The sequence below is a fragment of the Streptomyces sp. CA-250714 genome, assembly GCF_050936705.1.
In the GTDB taxonomy this organism is placed as follows: Bacteria; Actinomycetota; Actinomycetes; order Streptomycetales; family Streptomycetaceae; genus Streptomyces.
Genome location: NZ_JBNJMI010000002.1, coordinates 1,827,030 through 1,842,888 on the forward strand (window position 1 = coordinate 1,827,030; position 15,859 = coordinate 1,842,888).

17 protein-coding genes are annotated in these 15,859 nt (G+C 71.8%); 5 read left to right on the forward strand and 12 right to left on the reverse strand.

Features of this window, described 5'->3' with window-relative positions:
* Positions 1–131: 131 nt before the first annotated feature.
* From lgt to hisI, 11 genes are all read right to left on the reverse strand, one after another.
* Positions 132–1,019, reverse strand: coding sequence for a prolipoprotein diacylglyceryl transferase (lgt, locus tag ACQEU8_RS27060; protein ID WP_433105538.1), 888 nt, complete (start codon positions 1,017–1,019; stop codon positions 132–134).
* 202 nt (positions 1,020–1,221) lie between these two features.
* The gene (locus tag ACQEU8_RS27065) at positions 1,222–1,962 is read right to left on the reverse strand and encodes a DsbA family protein (protein WP_433105540.1); all 741 of its coding nucleotides are present in this window, start codon (positions 1,960–1,962) and stop codon (positions 1,222–1,224) included.
* Positions 1,963–2,063: 101 nt separating this feature from the next.
* Entirely contained in the window at positions 2,064–2,882 is an 819-nt protein-coding gene (trpA, locus tag ACQEU8_RS27070) for a tryptophan synthase subunit alpha (protein WP_433105542.1), read from the reverse strand.
* On the reverse strand, positions 2,879–4,144 hold the full coding sequence (trpB, locus tag ACQEU8_RS27075) for a tryptophan synthase subunit beta (protein ID WP_433105544.1): 1,266 nt from the start codon (positions 4,142–4,144) through the stop codon (positions 2,879–2,881). Before trpB ends, trpA begins: the two co-directional genes overlap by 4 nt.
* A gap of 225 nt (positions 4,145–4,369) precedes the next feature.
* On the reverse strand, positions 4,370–4,522 hold the full coding sequence (trpM, locus tag ACQEU8_RS27080; protein WP_433105546.1) for a tryptophan biosynthesis modulator TrpM: 153 nt from the start codon (positions 4,520–4,522) through the stop codon (positions 4,370–4,372).
* Positions 4,523–4,528: 6 nt separating this feature from the next.
* On the reverse strand, positions 4,529–5,347 hold the full coding sequence (trpC, locus tag ACQEU8_RS27085; RefSeq protein ID WP_433105548.1) for an indole-3-glycerol phosphate synthase TrpC: 819 nt from the start codon (positions 5,345–5,347) through the stop codon (positions 4,529–4,531).
* Between the two features lie 207 nt (positions 5,348–5,554).
* A complete protein-coding gene (locus ACQEU8_RS27090) occupies positions 5,555–5,974 on the reverse strand; it encodes a DUF2752 domain-containing protein (RefSeq protein WP_433105550.1) in 420 nt (139 codons plus the stop codon).
* Between the two features lie 23 nt (positions 5,975–5,997).
* Positions 5,998–6,279, reverse strand: coding sequence for an HGxxPAAW family protein (locus ACQEU8_RS27095; RefSeq protein WP_433105552.1), 282 nt, complete (start codon positions 6,277–6,279; stop codon positions 5,998–6,000).
* Positions 6,280–6,471: 192 nt separating this feature from the next.
* The gene (locus ACQEU8_RS27100) at positions 6,472–7,161 is read right to left on the reverse strand and encodes a TIGR02234 family membrane protein (protein WP_433105554.1); all 690 of its coding nucleotides are present in this window, start codon (positions 7,159–7,161) and stop codon (positions 6,472–6,474) included.
* On the reverse strand, positions 7,158–8,675 hold the full coding sequence (locus ACQEU8_RS27105; protein ID WP_433105556.1) for an anthranilate synthase component I: 1,518 nt from the start codon (positions 8,673–8,675) through the stop codon (positions 7,158–7,160). The genes ACQEU8_RS27100 and ACQEU8_RS27105 overlap by 4 nt, the downstream gene beginning before the upstream one ends.
* An 11-nt stretch (positions 8,676–8,686) precedes the next feature.
* Positions 8,687–9,046 carry a phosphoribosyl-AMP cyclohydrolase gene (hisI, locus tag ACQEU8_RS27110; RefSeq protein WP_433105558.1) on the reverse strand — a complete coding sequence of 120 codons (360 nt, stop codon included), beginning with the start codon at positions 9,044–9,046 and terminating at the stop codon, positions 8,687–8,689.
* A gap of 115 nt (positions 9,047–9,161) precedes the next feature.
* Between hisI and ACQEU8_RS27115 the strand changes: the two genes are divergently transcribed.
* Together ACQEU8_RS27115 and ACQEU8_RS27120 are read left to right on the forward strand one after the other, a co-directional pair.
* On the forward strand, positions 9,162–9,794 hold the full coding sequence (locus ACQEU8_RS27115; protein WP_433105560.1) for a TIGR03085 family metal-binding protein: 633 nt from the start codon (positions 9,162–9,164) through the stop codon (positions 9,792–9,794).
* Positions 9,795–10,018: 224 nt separating this feature from the next.
* On the forward strand, positions 10,019–11,242 hold the full coding sequence (locus tag ACQEU8_RS27120; protein WP_433105562.1) for a serine hydrolase domain-containing protein: 1,224 nt from the start codon (positions 10,019–10,021) through the stop codon (positions 11,240–11,242).
* A 161-nt stretch (positions 11,243–11,403) separates the two neighbouring features.
* Here the strand turns inward: ACQEU8_RS27120 and ACQEU8_RS27125 are convergent, their stop codons facing one another.
* Positions 11,404–12,294: a LysR family transcriptional regulator gene (locus tag ACQEU8_RS27125; protein WP_433105564.1), complete on the reverse strand. Its 891-nt coding sequence runs from the start codon at positions 12,292–12,294 to the stop codon at positions 11,404–11,406.
* 96 nt (positions 12,295–12,390) lie between these two features.
* Here ACQEU8_RS27125 and ACQEU8_RS27130 point away from each other — a divergent pair, with 96 nt between their 5' ends.
* From ACQEU8_RS27130 to ACQEU8_RS27140, 3 genes are read left to right on the forward strand one after another with little or no spacing between them, the layout of a single operon-like run.
* Positions 12,391–13,140 (forward strand): succinate dehydrogenase cytochrome b subunit, encoded by a 750-nt coding sequence (locus ACQEU8_RS27130; RefSeq protein ID WP_433105566.1) that lies wholly within the window; start codon positions 12,391–12,393, stop codon positions 13,138–13,140.
* Positions 13,137–15,086: a fumarate reductase/succinate dehydrogenase flavoprotein subunit gene (locus ACQEU8_RS27135; protein ID WP_433105568.1), complete on the forward strand. Its 1,950-nt coding sequence runs from the start codon at positions 13,137–13,139 to the stop codon at positions 15,084–15,086. Before ACQEU8_RS27130 ends, ACQEU8_RS27135 begins: the two co-directional genes overlap by 4 nt.
* A complete protein-coding gene (locus ACQEU8_RS27140; RefSeq protein ID WP_433105570.1) occupies positions 15,083–15,823 on the forward strand; it encodes a succinate dehydrogenase/fumarate reductase iron-sulfur subunit in 741 nt (246 codons plus the stop codon). The genes ACQEU8_RS27135 and ACQEU8_RS27140 overlap by 4 nt, the downstream gene beginning before the upstream one ends.
* The last annotated feature ends 36 nt before the right edge of the window (positions 15,824–15,859 follow it).

Sequence of the window (15,859 nt, forward strand, 5' to 3'; positions counted from 1 at the left end):
ATAGCTATGCAATTCGGACAGGCCGCGTCCCCTCTGCTGCGCTTGGGCAGTCTGCTCCCCCAGCCTCCGGCCGGGAGGTACCCCCAAGGCGCAGGGCTGGCAAGCGCAGCCCCCGACGCCGGGTACGGACGCTAGGTGGCGGACTTCTCCGCGGGGGACCCCTCAGGCGCGGCGTCAGGGCCATCGGCGTCAGAGTGTGGCTCGACAACATCCTCGCGGCCGGGCCGCTTCTTCGCGGAGACGACGATGTAGACGACCGCCGCCACAAAGACGATGAGCGCCGTCCAGTTGTTCAACCGCATGCCGAGCAGGTGGTGCGCGTCGTCCACGCGCAGATACTCGGTCCAGAAGCGCCCCGCCGTGTACCCGGCCACATAGACCGCGAACGCCCGGCCGTGCCCCAGCTTGAAGCGGCGGTCCGCCCAGATCACCAGCAGCGCGACGCCGATGCACCACAGCGACTCGTACAGGAAGGTCGGGTGGTACGTCGCCACGTCGGGGGTGTCGACCGGCCGGTGCTCCGGGTCGATCTTGAGGGCCCACGGCAGATCGGTGGGCCGCCCGTACAGCTCCTGGTTGAACCAGTTGCCCCAGCGGCCCAGTGCCTGCGCCAGCACGATGCCCGGCGCCACGGCGTCCGCGTACGCGGGCAGCGCGATGCCCCGGCGGCGGCAGCCGATCCAGGCGCCGAGCGCGCCAAGCGCGATGGCACCCCAGATGCCCAGTCCGCCGTCCCAGATCCGGAGGGCGTCGACGGGGTTACGGCCCTCTCCGAAGTAGAGCTGGTAGTCGGTGATGACGTGGTACAGCCGGCCGCCGACGAGGCCGAACGGTACGGCCCATACGGCGATGTCGGCGACCGTTCCAGGCTGTCCGCCCCGTGCGACCCACCGGCGCCCGCCGAGCCAGACCGCGGCGAAGACGCCGAGGATGATGCAGAGCGCGTAGCCGCGCAGCGGGAGCGGCCCGAGGTGAATCTCACCGGCCGATGGACTGGGGATAAAGGCAAGGGTCTCCATGGCGAACCCGACGCTACCGTGCCCGGCACCACCCCGGACAATCAGCCCGCACAACGGCTGGATAACGCTGATCCCCGCACCCGAAGGGGCGCGGGGATCAGCGCCCCGAAGGGGCGCGGGGAACTGCGCGACAAGCCACAACCCACCCGCAGCCCGCAACCGGCGACCAGGCGCACCCCCTCACCGGCACCAGGAGAGGGGGCTAGCTCTTGGCCTCGACGAGCCTCCGCAGCTTCGCCGGGGTCAACGGATCCGACTGATCACTGAAAATGTCCTTGCCGTTCAGCAGCACGGTGGGGGTCCCCTTGTACCCCGACGAACGGAACGCCGCGTCGGAGCGCTTCACCCAGTCGTCGTGCCGCCCACTCGTCACGCACTCCTTGAATCCGGCGTCCGCCAACCCGTCCACCTTCCCGGCCAGTTGGATCAGCCGCTGGGTGCTGGCGAACGCGTCCTGCTGCTCGCCGGGCTGGTTGCGGTACAGCACATCGTGGTAGGGGGCGAACTTCCCCTTGTCGCGGGCGCACGCTGCCGCGTTGGCCGCCTCGTGGGAGCCCCGGCCGCCCATGTTCCCGTCGATGAGCGTCACCAGGTGGTACTCGGCCTTGAGCTTGCCCGCCCGCTCCAGGCTCTTGATCGTGCCCCCGAAGGCGTTCTCGAACTGCCCGCACGCCGGGCAGCGGAAGTCCTCGTAGACCGTGAGCTTGGCCGGGGCGCCGGCCCGGCCCACCGTGACCGGCTTCGCCGACTGGCTGCCCTTCTCGTCGCCGCCCATGCTCGCCACAGTGGCGCCGATGCCGGTGGCCAGGGCCAGTGCGCCGACGACCAGGGCGCCCGCCTTGAGCGAGCGCCGCCTGCGCTCGGCTGCCTTGTCCCGTTCCCGCTCGGCCCGCAGGCGCTCGCGGGCCGAGCGCTTGCCGCCGTCCTTGCTGTTCTGGCTCATCACGCCCGACCCAACGAGAGGGCTCCGCCTCCGACGAGCACACAGCGCGCTTTTTCACCCAAAAGGGATGGCCCCCCGGATTGCTCCGGGGGGCCGTTCCGCTACCGGCGGACGCCCTCGGCCAGGGCCGCGGCGAGCTCCCGCACCTCGGCGAGGCCCGCCTCCAGGTCGTCGGCCGCCAGCAGGAGCTTGACGAACGCCGAGCCGACGATCACTCCGTCCGCGAAGGCGGCCACTTCGGCGGCCTGCGCCGAGTTGGACACCCCGAGCCCGACGCACACGGGCAGCGAGGTCGTGGACCGTACCCGCGCCACCAGCTCGCGGGCCTCGTTGCCCACCGACTCGCGCGTACCGGTGACCCCCATCAGCGAGGCGGCGTACACGAAGCCGCTGCCCGCGGCGGTGATCCGGGCCAGCCGCGCGTCCTGGCTACTGGGCGCGACGACGAAGACCGTGCCGAGCCCGGCCTGCTCGGCCGCCTTCCGCCAGCCGTCCGACTCCTCGACCGGCAGGTCGGGCAGGATGCACCCAGCACCGCCCGCCGCCGCCAGCTCCTCGGCGAAGCGTTCAGCGCCGTACCGGTCGACGGGGTTCCAGTACGTCATGACCAGCACCGGCTTCCCGGTGGCGGCGTGCGCCTCGCGGACCGTACGCAGTACGTCGGCGATCCGCACCCCGCCTTCCAGCGCGATGGTGTCCGCCGTCTGGATGACCGGTCCGTCCATCACGGGGTCGCTGTGCGGCAGGCCGACCTCGACCACGTCGCAGCCGCTCTCCAGCAGCGCCGTACAGGCGGCGATGCCGCCCTCGACGGTGGGGAACCCGGCCGGGAGGTAGCCGACGAGCGCGGCCCGGTTCTCGGCCTTGGCCTGCGCCAGGGTCTCCTGAAGCAGTGCGATGTTTCCGCCCGTGCCGCTCATGCGTGCTCCCCCTCGGCCTTCTCGTCCGTCCCGTCCGTGCCGTCCAGCAGGCCGAAGTACCGCGCGGCCGTGTCCATGTCCTTGTCGCCGCGGCCCGAGAGGTTCACCAGGACGATGCCCTCACTGCCCAGCTCCTTGCCCAGTTCGAGGGCGCCCGCCAGCGCGTGTGCGCTCTCGATGGCCGGGATGATGCCCTCGGTCTCCGAGAGCAGCCGCAGCGCCCGCATCGCCTGGTCGTCGGTGACCGGGCGGTACTCGCCGCGCCCGCTGTCCTTGAGGAACGCGTGCTCGGGGCCGATGCCCGGGTAGTCGAGCCCGGCCGAGATCGAGTACGGCTCGGTGATCTGCCCCTCGTCGTCCTGGAGGACATAGCTTCGCGAGCCGTGCAGGATGCCCGGCTCACCCGCGGTCAGCGTGGCGGCGTGCTCGCCCGACTCCACGCCGTGCCCCGCCGCCTCGAAGCCGACCAGCCGCACGCCGGTGTCCGGCAGAAAGGCGTGGAAGAGCCCGATCGCGTTGGAGCCGCCGCCCACACAGGCGGCGACGGCGTCCGGCAGCCGCCCTGTGCGCTCCAGGATCTGCCGCCGCGCCTCGACGCCGATCACGCGGTGGAAGTCGCGGACGATCTGCGGGAAGGGGTGCGGCCCCGCGACCGTGCCGAACAGGTAGTGCGTACGGTCCACATTCGCCACCCAGTCGCGGAACGCCTCGTTGATGGCGTCCTTGAGGGTGCGGCTGCCGGAGGCGACGGGGACGACCTCGGCGCCGAGCATCCGCATGCGGGCGACGTTCAGCGCCTGCCGCTGGGTGTCGATCTCGCCCATGTAGATGGTGCATTCGAGGCCGAAGAGGGCGCACGCGGTGGCGGTGGCCACGCCGTGCTGGCCCGCGCCGGTCTCGGCGATGACGCGCGGCTTGCCCATGCGCTTGGTGAGCAGGGCCTGGCCCAGCACGTTGTTGATCTTGTGCGAGCCGGTGTGGTTGAGGTCCTCGCGCTTGAGGAAGACGCGGGCGCCGCCCGCGTGCTCCGCGAACCGCCGCACCTCGGTGAGGGCGCTGGGGCGGCCCGTGTAGTTGACGAGCAGCTCGTCGAGCTCGGCGGCGAAGGCGGGGTCCGCCTTGGCCTTCTCGTACTCGGCGGCCACCTCGTCGACGGCGGCGACCAGCGCTTCGGGGATGAACTTGCCGCCGAACGCGCCGAAGTACCCGGCGACGTTGGGGCTGAGACCCTCGGGGTCAGGAATGAAGTAGTCGGATGACATGCCGACAGTGCTCCTCGCGAGTGGGCTGACGTGATGACTCGGCCCCCGCCCCACCCCTTCCCGAAATTCTTTGGGGGCTCCGCCCCCGAGCCCCCGCTCCTCAAGCGCCGGAGGGGCTGAGATTCAGCCTGCCTGGACGCGAAGCGATCAGGGGGAAAGGGGGAGCCCTCTATTCGGGAAGTGGGGGTACCTCCCGGACGGAGTCTGGGGGAGGATCGGGGAACGTCAGCGCCATCGACGGCCGCGGATCACGCCCGGCTCGCACCCGATGTGGTACCGGACGGACCGCCCCCGCACCCGCCGTGCCGGAGCCCGGCAGCCACGCGGCCGGCACCCGCGCGCCAGCGCGAGGGAGCACAACGAGACGGCGACGGACACGGGGCGTCAGCCCCTCCCGTGCCGCAGCGCCGGGTGCGCACCGGCGGCGACGAGATCGGAGACCGCGGTCTTCGGGTCCTTGCCGGTGACCAGCGACTCCCCCACCAGAACGGCGTCGGCCCCCTCGTTCGCGTACGCGATCAGATCGTGCGGGCCCCGGACGCCGGACTCGGCGACCTTGACGATGTGGTCGGGGATCTCGGGCGCGATCCGGGTGAAGTTGCTCCGGTCCACCTCGAGGGTCTTCAGATTCCGCGCGTTGACCCCGATGATCTTCGCCCCGGCCGCCACCGCCCGCTCGGCCTCCTCCTCGTCGTGCACCTCGACCAGCGGGGTGAGCCCGATGGACTCGGCGCGCTCGATCAGGGAGACCAGCGCCTCCTGCTCCAGCGCGGCGACGATCAGCAGCACGACGTCGGCGCCGTGCGCACGGGCCTCCCACAGCTGGTAGGAGGAGAAGATGAAGTCCTTGCGCAGCACGGGGATGTCGACCCGGGCCCGTACGGCCTCGAGGTCGGCCAGCGAGCCGCCGAAGCGGCGGCGTTCGGTGAGGACGGAGATCACGGCGGCGCCGCCCGCCTCGTAGTCGGCGGCGAGCCCGGCCGGGTCGGCGATGGCAGCCAGCGCGCCCTTGGACGGGCTGGAGCGCTTGACCTCGCAGATCACCCGCACTCCGGCCGTGCTGTCGCCCTTGAGCGCCGCGAGCCCGTCCTTGACCTGGGGCGCCCGGGCGGCACGCTCCTTGAGCTCCTCGAGGCTGACGCGCGCCTGCCGCTCGGCGAGGTCCTCACGCACGCCTTCGATGATCTCGTCGAGCACACTCACCGAGCGGCCTCCTTGCTGGCTGTGGTTACGGGCTGGCTGGATCGATCGGCCTGGTGACCGGGGGCGGCCCCTCATGGACGGAGCAGGGGATGGTCGGGTGGGGCACTGTGATGGTATCCGCCGCGGCGCGGAGGTCCCGCATCCGGTTGAACACGGTCCCATATAGCGGACAAATCACCGCCCCGGTGGCCGTCCGTGCGGGACCGGTCAGGGAGTCAGCCCGCTGCCGAGGGGCGTATTCCGGACAACCGTGAACGCCACCACCAGCACCCCCGCGGCCCACCAGTGCCAGGCCCGCAGCCGTACCGGAAAGGAGTACGGCCGGGCCCGTACCGCGCGGGCGGTCCAGTGCAGCCAGCCCAGCGCGAGGGCGGCGAAGAGCAGGACAGCGAGCGCGTTGGCGCCCAGCGCGGTGGCCAGCTCACCGTGCGCTGCGGCGTGCGCGCTGCGCAGCCCGCCGCAGCCGGGGCAGTACAGCCCCGTGACGGTCAGAAAGGGGCAGGCCGGGTAGTGGCCCGGCTGATTGGGGTCGACGGCGGCCACATAGCCGAAAGCCGCGCCCGCCACGGCGAGGGAGCCGAGGGGCGCGGCCAGCCGCGGCACCGCGCTGCGGAGGCGGTGCCGCACCGTCGCGGCGTGCTGCCGGTCGCTCAGGAGGAGTGCGCCTTGCTGTGGACCTGCGGGTGTGCCTGCTGGTGCGCCAGCCGGTGGGCGCGCGCCTGCTCGGCCGTCATGCCCTTGGACTTGGACTGGCCGAGGCCCGCCGCCCGCATGATGCCGCCGATCACAGCACCCGCTCCGATGATGACCAGTCCCGCGATCACACCGGCGGGCTGCGCCATCACCGTGAAGGCGGAGGCGACGCAGAAACCGACGAAGGAGATGATCGAGCCGGTCCAGGCGGCCGGGGTGTGTCCGTGGCTGTGCGCCATGAATGCTCCTTGAATCACAACATGAGGTGGGGCCACCCGGCCCGTTCGCCGCCTATTGTCCCCCTTCCCCGGCAGCCCGCCACCGCGGGGGTCGCGTCCCGCGCCCCGTCAGGGGCGCGAGGAACTGCGCGAGCAACCACAACGTGGGCGCACCCCGCGAACCACAGCCAGGGGCAGCCCCGAATCGGAACTTCAGGCCGTGCCGCGAGTGGGGTCCTCCCCCCGATCCAGGGCCTTCCACAAATCCTCGGGCCGGTCGGGATCAACTCGCCGAGGCCCGCGCGCAGCGCGCTGCCGCAACGGCGCCCGCTCATACCGCGCACTCCCCGACATCGACGGCCACCCACTCCCGTACCGCAGCGCCAACAGCCCCGCGATCAGCAGCAACGCGCCACCCGCGGCCGAGACGTACGGCCACGCAGTGACGGAGACGGCACCGATACCACTGTCCGCAAGCCCACTGGTCCTCGCAGCCTCAGCGGCCAGCGCCCCGGTGTCGTCGGCGCCGAGCAGGGCGGAGGCCAGCACGGCGGCGCCGCACAGGGTGAGCAGCCCGGCGACGACACGGCGGCCGGTGCGGCGTACGGCGAAGACGGCGACAAGTGCGGCGAGGCCGACCAGGGCCAGGGCGCTGGGCAGGCCGGTGACGTCGCCGCCCTCGGCGCTGACCGGCACCGCGCCCTGTGCGAACTTCGCCGTGGACTCGCTCCACGTCTGTCCTGCGGAGACCAGCGCGAGCGCTGCCCCCACCGCACCGCTCAGCAGTGCGACCGCCAGCGCGGTACGTGCCGCGCGCGAGCGCCCGGGGCGGGGGGCCGCGTCCGCGGAGTGCGGGGTTCCCTCGGCACCGTTCGGGTCAGGAGCGGGGGCTGAAGAAGTCACCCCTCAACGCTACCCCCGAGCCGCTCGGCGGTCCGGACCGCCCTCAGTACCGCCGCTGCCTTGTTGGCGCACTCGGTGTCCTCGGCCGCGGGGTCGGAGTCGGCGACGACACCGGCACCAGCCTGGACGTAGGCGGTCCCGTCGCGCAGCAGTGCCGTACGGATCGCGATGGCAGTGTCGGAGTCGCCCGCGAAGTCGAGATATCCGACACATCCGCCGTAGACGCCGCGCTTGGTGGGCTCCAGCTCCTCGATGATCTGGAGCGCGCGTGGCTTGGGCGCCCCGGAGAGGGTGCCGGCCGGGAAGCAGGCGGTGAGGGCGTCGAACGCGGTGCGGTTCTCGGCCAGTTGACCGGTGACGGTCGAGACGATGTGCATCACATGGCTGTAGCGCTCGATCGACATGAAGTCGACCACTTCGACGCTGCCCGGCTCGCAGACCCGCCCCAGGTCGTTGCGGCCCAGGTCCACCAGCATCAGATGCTCGGCGCGCTCCTTCGGGTCGGCCAGCAGTTCCTCCGCCAGCGCGGTGTCCTCGCCCGGGGTGGCGCCGCGCGGCCGGGTGCCGGCGATGGGGTGCATCATCGCGCGGCCGTCCTCCACCTTGACCAGCGCCTCGGGGCTGGAGCCGACGATGTCGAAGCCGTCGAAGCGCAGCAGATACATATACGGGCTCGGATTGGTCGCCCGCAGCACCCGGTAGACGTCCAGCGCGCTCGCCTCGCAGCGGGCCTCGAACCGCTGCGAGGGCACCACCTGGAACGCTTCCCCGCCGCGGATCCGTTCCTTGATGTCCTCGACCCAGCCCTGGTACGTCGCACCGCCCGACCTGGCCTCGAACGCGGGGAGTTCGGACGGCGGCAGCGCCACCGGCTCGACGGGTGCGGGGCGGGCGAGGTCGGCGGTCATCGCGTCCAGCCTGCGTACGGCGTCGGCGTGCGCCTCGTCCACGCCGGTGTCCAGGTCGTTGTGGTTGATCGCGTTGGCGATGAGCAGCACCGTGCCGTCGCGGTGGTCGAGGACGGCGAGGTCGGAGGTGAGCAGCATCGTCAGCTCCGGCAGCGCGAGATCGTCCCGGGTGCCGGGGTGGTGGCCGACCTTCTCCAGCCGCTGGACGATGTCGTACCCGAGGTAGCCGACCATGCCGCCGGTGAACGGCGGCAGGTCCCCGCCCTGGTGCAGGTCGCGCGGGGTGTGCAGGGCCTCGACCGTCTCGCGCAGCGCGGCGAGCGGGTCACCTGCGGTGGGTACGCCGACGGGCGGGGTGCCCTGCCAGTGCGCCTGGCCGTCGCGCACGGTCAGCGCCGCGTCGCTGCGGACGCCGATGAAGGAGTACCGCGACCAGGTGCGGCCGTTCTCCGCCGACTCCAGCAGGAAGGTGCCGGGGCGCTCCTGAGCGAGCTTGCGGTACAGGGCGATGGGGGTGTCGCCGTCTGCCAGCAGGCGGCGGGTCACCGGGATGACCCGCCGGTCCTTGGCGAGCGTGCGGAAGGTTGCGAGGTCGGGCGCCGTCATGGCCCCTCACCCTACTGGTCGGCGGGCAGCAGCACGTCCGCGTCGAAGCAGGTCCTGCTGCCCGTGTGACAGGCGGCGCCGAGCTGGTCGACCTTCACCAGCACCGTGTCGGCGTCGCAGTCGAGCGCCACGGACTTGACCCACTGCACATGCCCGGAGGTGTCTCCTTTGACCCAGTATTCGCCCCGGCTCCGGCTCCAGTACGTGGCCCGGCCCGAGGTCAGCGTGCGGCGCAGCGCCTCGTCGTCCATCCACCCCAGCATCAGCACCTCTCCGGTGTCGTACTGCTGGGCGATGGCGGGCAGCAGCCCGTCCGCGTTGCGCTTGAGCCGGGCGGCGACGGCAGGGTCGAGAGTGGTCTCCTGGGACATGGCTCCATTGTCCCGCACCGCGCGGAGCCTCCGTACGGACCGGCGGACACGCCCCGCACACGCCCGCACACCCACAGCGCCCCGCTGTCCTCGGGCCCGCCGTACGCTTGCAGGCATGTCGACCCATGCGAAGCGTGAACGCCTGCTGCTCGCCGATCTCTTGGAGACGCACGGCCCGGAGGCTCCCACCCTGTGCGAGGGGTGGCAGACCCGGGACCTGGCCGCGCACATCGTCGTACGGGAGCGCCGAAGCGACGCGGCGGGCGGTCTGCTGATCAAGCAGCTCGCGCCCCGACTGGAGCGGGTGCAGGGCGAGTTCGCGGCCAAGCCGTACGAGGAACTCATCCAGCTGATCCGCACCGGGCCGCCGCGGATGTCGCCCTTCGCGCTCAAGCAGGTGGACGAGGCGGCCAACACGGTCGAGTTCTTCGTCCACGCGGAGGACGTACGCCGCGCGCAGCCCGACTGGACCCCGCGCGAGCTGGACCCCGTCTTCGAGGACGCGCTGTGGCGGCGGCTGGAGACCGCTGCCCGGATGTACGGCCGCAAGTCCCCGGTCGGCCTCGTGCTGCGGCGGCCCAACGGGCAGACGGCCGTCGCCCACCGCGGCACGCCCGTGGTCACCGCGGTCGGTGCTCCCTCGGAGCTGCTGCTGTTCGCCTCCGGCCGGCAGGAGCACGCGGATGTGGAGCTGGACGGTGACAAGGACGCCATCACCCGTCTGACCCAGGCGAATCTGGGCCTGTAGCGCCGGGGAGGGGGTGCCCCTGACGGGGCGTCTCCCTGCTGTGCTTGGGCAGTCTGCGCCAGGGGCGCAGGGTGGGCAAGCGCAGCCCCCATGCGGGGTACGCGGCCGGAAGTGCGCCCCCATTGGCGCCGGGCGGCGACCCTGGGGCGGGACAGGGATCGGTACGGGGGCGGGTCAGGGTGTTCCCGGATGGAGCCGGGGCGCTCAGTCGCGAAGGTGGAGGTATGACTTCCTTGCCGCTCTCCCGCAGCCGAAAGTCCACTCCCCGCACCCCCTCCCGCAGGACCCTGCTGACAGGGGTGCTCTCCGGCGCCGCGGTCGCCGCCGTCGGTACGCCGGTGCCGGTCGCCGTCGCCGACAGCGCGGGCGGGGCCGGGCGCCCCACCCTGCCTCCGCCCGACGCCCGCGCGCTGCGGGCCGCCATCGACGATCTGGCGCACCCCCGCTCCTCCGGCGCCCAGCTGCGGGTGAGCGGTTCGGCCGGCAGGTGGTACGGCACCTCGGGGGTGTCGGACCCGGCGACCGGACGCGCTGTCGGGCTCAACGACAAGGTACGTGCGGGCAGCATCACCAAGCCGTTCGTGGCGACGGTCGCGCTCCAGCTCGCCGACGAGGGGCGGCTGCGGCTGGAGGCCCCCGTACGGCACTACCTCCCCGATCTGCTGCCGGAGCGGTTCGGCGCGATCACCGTGGCGCAGTTACTCGACCACACCAGCGGGCTGCCCGACCATGTCGGACTGCCCGAGCGGAAGACGCCGGAGGACGTACTGCGGCACCGCTTCGACCGGTGGACGCCGCAGCAGATCGTGGAAACGGTCACCGGCGGCCCGCTGAAGTTCCGACCCGGCACCAAGCAGGAGTACCGCGGCATCAACTATGTGCTGGCGGCGCTGGTCGTCGAGCAGGTGACGGGGCGGCCGTACGGCGTCGTGATACGGGACCGCATCCTGCGTCCGCTCCGGCTCGGGCACACCTCGTTCCCGTCGGCCGAGGGCAATCCGCGGCGCATCCGCGGGCCGCATATGCATGGCTGTCTGGAGTTGAGCGACGGCTCGCTGGCGGATGTCACCGAGTTCGACATGTCGATCTCGCACGCGGACGGTGAGATCGTCTCCAGCACCGGTGATCTGCACCGGTTCCTGTCCGCGCTGTTCTCCGGTGCGTTGCTGCCGGAGCGGCAGTTGCGGCGGATGTTCACACTGCCGCCGCGGCATGTACGGATGCTCGATGGGAGCCCCGCGCGGTACAGCGCCGGGCTGCAGACCGCCACCGTGAACGGGGTTGCCCTGTGGGGCAAGACCGGTGAGTTCTACGGCTACGCGGCTGGCATGTTTTCCACCCGCGACCAACAGCGCCGTCTCGTATGGGCGTTCACCCCAGTGCGGCTGGACGCGGACCAGTCGCCGATGGCGCAACGGATTGCTGACGCGGCGACGGCGCCCCGCTGAGGGGCTGCCCCTGTCTGTCGTCCGCGGACTGCGGGTGTGTTGTGGCTTGGCGCGCAGTTCCCCGCGCCCCTTACGGGGCGCGTCCGCGTCCCCCTTGCTGCGCTTGGGCAGTCTGCGCCAGGGGCGCAGGGTGGGCAAGCGCAGCCCCTATTGCGGGGCACTCAGGAGCCGCCGGCCAGCCGCTCCGCAATGATCTGCTGGAGCTCCCGCGCCGCGCGAGGTGGCGAGACATCCCCGCGGTGGGCCACCGAAATGGTGCGGTGCAATCCCGGCGAGGCGAAACGGGTGATCCGCAGGCCGGAGCGGGCGGCGACCATGCTGGGGACGACGGCCAGGCCGAGGCCGGCGCGGACGAAGCCGAGGACCGCGTCCATCTCGCCGCCCTCCACGGCGAAGGCGGGTTCGAAGCCCGCGTCCCGGCACGCGGCGACGGTCAGCTCCCGCAGGTCGTAGCCGCGCCGGAACATCGCCAGCGGGCGGTCGCGCAGGTCCTGGACCCGGATCCGGGAGCGCCGCACCGGCGCCGGCGCGTCCGGTGACGAGACGACGACCAGTTCCTCGCTCAGCAGCTCCGCCGTGGTGAGCACCGGCCCCTGCCCGGCGAGCGGGGTGATGATCAGCGCCAGGTCCAGCTCGCCCGCCGCCAGCACCCGCACCAGGTCCTGGGAACCGTCCTCGTGGACGACCAGCTCCACACCGGGGTACCGGTCGTGGAAGGCGCGCAGTACGTCAGGGACCAGGCTGGCGCACAGGCTCGGCGGCGCCCCCAGCCGCACCCGTCCGCGCCGCAGCTGCGCCACCTCCTGCACCTCGCGGCGCGCCGTCTCGGTGTCGGCCAGCACCCGCCGGGCCAGCGGCAGCAGGGCCTCGCCCGCGTCGGTGAGCGAGATGTGGCCGCGTGCCCGGTGGAACAGCTCCGCGCCCAACTCCCGCTCCAGCGACCGGATCTGCTGGGAGAGCGAGGGCTGCGCGACGTGCTCACGCTGGGCGGCCCGGGTGAAGTGGCGGGTCTCGGCGACGGCCACGAAGTAGCGGAGCTGCTGTAGCTGCATACGGCAAGCATACGGCTCGGCGATAGCCAGCCTCTATCGTGCGCAGCCGTTCTATGTCTTGGACTGATGCCGGGGCAGGCTCCTACTTTCATGGCCATGGCGACGGTTACGCGCACTCCCACCTCCCAGAGCCCCGGGCCCGGCCCCCGTCCGCCGGTCAGGCAGCGGCGGGGCGGCGTCCTGCGCACCCTGTGGGGCTCGACGATCGGCAAGAAGACGGTCATGGCGGTCAGCGGGCTGCTGATGCTGGCCTATCTGCTCGTCCACATGTTCGCCAATCTGAAGGTCTTCTTCGGCCCCGAGGAGATGAACGGCTACGCGCACTGGCTGCGCACCTTCGGGGAGCCGCTGCTGCGCCACGGCTGGTTCCTGTGGATCGCCCGCGCGGTGCTGCTCGCGGCCGTGGTGCTGCACGGCGTCAGCGCCTACCAGCTCAGCAGGCGCGACATCGCGGCGCGCCCCGTCAAGTACCAGCACACCCGGCGCCGAGCGAGCTACGCGACCCGCACCATGCGCTGGGGCGGGATCATCCTGGCGCTGTTCATCGTCTGGCACGTCCTCGATCTGACGACCGGAACGGTGAATCCGCGCGGCCAGGAGGGCCACCCGTACGAGAACATCGTCGCCGGCTTCCGGAACTGGTACGCGAACGTCATCTACATCGTCGCCATGCTCGCCGTCGGCCTGCACATCCGGCACGGCTTCTGGAGCGCCGCCCAGACCCTCGGGGTGACCCGACCCGGCGCCGCCCGCCTGCTCAAAGCCGGGGCGACCGGCCTCGCGCTGGTCATCACCGCGGGCTTCCTCTCCGTACCCATCGGCGTCATGACGGGAGTGGTGAAATGAGCACCCCTTACCAGAGCTACCGCACCGGCGATCCCGTCGCCGACACCAAGGCGCCCGACGGGCCCATCGCCGAGCGGTGGAACCGGCGCCGGTTCGAGGCGAAGCTGGTCAATCCGGCCAACCGCCGCAAGCACACCGTCATCGTCGTCGGCACCGGTCTCGCGGGCGGCTCGGCGGGGGCCACCCTGGCGGAGGCGGGCTACCACGTCGTCCAGTTCTGCTACCAGGACTCCCCGCGCCGTGCCCACTCCGTCGCGGCGCAGGGCGGCATCAACGCTGCGAAGAACTACCGCAACGACGGCGACTCCGTGCACCGGCTCTTCTACGACACCGTCAAGGGCGGTGACTTCCGCTCCCGGGAGTCCAATGTGCACCGGCTGGCGGAGATCTCCACCGAGATCATCGACCAGTGCGTGGCGCAGGGCGTGCCGTTCGCCCGCGAGTACGGCGGGCTGCTGGACACCCGCTCGTTCGGCGGCGTCCAGGTCTCCCGCACCTTCTACGCCCGCGGCCAGACGGGCCAGCAGCTGCTGCTCGGCGCCTACCAGGCGCTCTCGCGGCAGATCGCCGTCGGGAACGTGGAGATGCACCCCCGCGCGGAGATGCTGGATCTGATCGTCATCGACGGGCGGGCCCGCGGCATCGTCGCCCGCGATCTGCTGACCGGCCGCATCGACACCTACTTCGCCGACGCGGTGGTGCTGGCGACCGGCGGCTACGGCAACGTCTTCTACCTGTCGACCAACGCCAAGAACTCCAACGCGACAGCCGTCTGGCGCGCACACCGCAGGGGCGCCTACTTCGCGAATCCCTGCTTCACCCAGATCCACCCCACCTGCATCCCGCGCTCCGGCGACCACCAGTCCAAGCTGACGCTGATGAGCGAGTCGCTGCGCAACGACGGCCGGATCTGGGTGCCCAAGGCGGCCGGCGACGACCGCGCGCCGCAGGACATCCCGGAGGAGGAGCGCGACTACTACCTGGAGCGCCTCTACCCCTCCTTCGGCAACCTCGTCCCCCGCGACATCGCCTCCCGTGCCGCGAAGAACGTCTGCGACGAGGGGCGCGGTGTGGGCCCCGGCGGTCAGGGCGTCTATCTCGACTTCGCGGACGCCATCGCCCGGCTGGGCCGGGCGGCCGTCGAGGAGAAGTACGGCAACCTCTTCGAGATGTACGCGCGGATCACCGCCGAAGATCCGTACACCCGTCCGATGCGGATCTATCCCGCCATCCACTACACGATGGGCGGGCTGTGGGTCGACTACGACCTGATGACCACCATCCCCGGCCTCTTCGCCATCGGGGAGGCCAACTTCTCCGACCACGGCGCCAACCGGCTCGGCGCCTCCGCGCTGATGCAGGGGCTGGCCGACGGCTACTTCGTGCTCCCGGCGACACTCGGCGACTATCTGGCCCGCCACCCGCACCAGGACGTCGATCCGGACCATCCGGCCGTCCACGAGGCGGTGTTCGCCGTCACCGACCGGCTCTACGCCCTGCTGTCCAACAACGGTGACCGCTCCCCCGACTCCTTCCACCGCGAACTCGGTGAGCTGATGTGGGACGAGTGCGGGATGTCCCGTACGGAGGAGGGGCTGCGCAAGGCGCTGGAGCGGATCCCCGAGCTGCGCGCCGAGTTCTGGCAGCGGATCAGGGTGCCCGGCTCGGGCGAGGCGCTGAACCAGTCCCTGGAGAAGGCCAACCGGGTCGCCGACCATCTGGAGCTGGCCGAGCTGATGTGCCTGGACGCGCTGCACCGCGGCGAGTCGTGCGGCGGCCACTTCCGCGAGGAGTCCCGCACGGCCGACGGCGAGGCGGCGCGCAAGGACGAGGAGTTCTGCTACGCCGCCGCCTGGGAGTTCACCGGCGTCGGCGAGGCCCCCGTGCTGCACAAGGAGGCCCTCCGCTTCGAGTACGTCCACCCCACCCAGCGGAGCTACACGTGAATCTGACCCTTCGGATCTGGCGCCAGCCGGACGCCTCGGCGGACGGCGAGATGCGCACCTACGAGGTGGCGGACATCTCCCCCGACATGTCGTTCCTGGAGATGCTCGACACCCTCAACGAGCGGCTGATCGAGCGCGGCGAGGAGCCCGTCGCCTTCGACCACGACTGCCGGGAAGGCATCTGCGGCGCCTGCGGCATGGTCATCAACGGCCAGGCCCACGGGCCCGAACGCACCACCACCTGCCAACTGCACATGCGGCACTTCACCGACGGCGACACCATCGACATCGAGCCCTGGCGGGCCGCCGCCTTCCCCGTCGTACGGGATCTGGTCGTCGACCGGTCGGCGTTCGACCGGGTGATCGGCGCCGGCGGCTACATCACGGCGCCGACCGGGGCAGCGCCCGAGGCGCATGCCACAGCCGTACCGAAACCCGCCGCCGATGCGGCGTTCACCCACGCCGAGTGCATCGGCTGCGGCGCCTGCGTGGCCGCCTGCCCGAACGGCTCGGCCATGCTGTTCACCTCCGCCAAGGTGAACCACCTCAACGTGCTGCCGCAGGGCGCCCCCGAGCGGGAGAGCCGGGTGCTCGGCATGGTGGAGCAGATGGACGCCGAGGGCTTCGGCGGCTGCACGCTGGCCGGGGAGTGCGCCACGGCCTGCCCCAAGGGCATCCCCATGCCGTCGATCGCCGCGATGAACCGCGAGTATCTGCGGGCCGCCGCCAAGCGGTGATCGCCTCCGGGAGGGGGCCGCATACAGTGGGGACAC

Bases quoted from the DNA above. Each gene is read 5' to 3' on its own strand.
- lgt (WP_433105538.1), bottom strand. From the start codon at position 1,019: ATGGAGACCCTTGCCTTTATCCCCAGTCCATCGGCCGGTGAGATTCAC.
- ACQEU8_RS27065 (WP_433105540.1), bottom strand. From the start codon at position 1,962: ATGAGCCAGAACAGCAAGGACGGCGGCAAGCGCTCGGCCCGCGAGCGC.
- trpA (WP_433105542.1), bottom strand. From the start codon at position 2,882: ATGAGCGGCACGGGCGGAAACATCGCACTGCTTCAGGAGACCCTGGCG.
- trpB (WP_433105544.1), bottom strand. From the start codon at position 4,144: ATGTCATCCGACTACTTCATTCCTGACCCCGAGGGTCTCAGCCCCAAC.
- ACQEU8_RS27095 (WP_433105552.1), bottom strand. From the start codon at position 6,279: ATGGCGCACAGCCACGGACACACCCCGGCCGCCTGGACCGGCTCGATC.
- ACQEU8_RS27105 (WP_433105556.1), bottom strand. From the start codon at position 8,675: ATGACGGCGCCCGACCTCGCAACCTTCCGCACGCTCGCCAAGGACCGG.
- hisI (WP_433105558.1), bottom strand. From the start codon at position 9,046: ATGTCCCAGGAGACCACTCTCGACCCTGCCGTCGCCGCCCGGCTCAAG.
- ACQEU8_RS27115 (WP_433105560.1), top strand. From the start codon at position 9,162: ATGTCGACCCATGCGAAGCGTGAACGCCTGCTGCTCGCCGATCTCTTG.
- ACQEU8_RS27120 (WP_433105562.1), top strand. From the start codon at position 10,019: ATGACTTCCTTGCCGCTCTCCCGCAGCCGAAAGTCCACTCCCCGCACC.
- ACQEU8_RS27125 (WP_433105564.1), bottom strand. From the start codon at position 12,294: ATGCAGCTACAGCAGCTCCGCTACTTCGTGGCCGTCGCCGAGACCCGC.
- ACQEU8_RS27130 (WP_433105566.1), top strand. From the start codon at position 12,391: ATGGCGACGGTTACGCGCACTCCCACCTCCCAGAGCCCCGGGCCCGGC.
- ACQEU8_RS27135 (WP_433105568.1), top strand. From the start codon at position 13,137: ATGAGCACCCCTTACCAGAGCTACCGCACCGGCGATCCCGTCGCCGAC.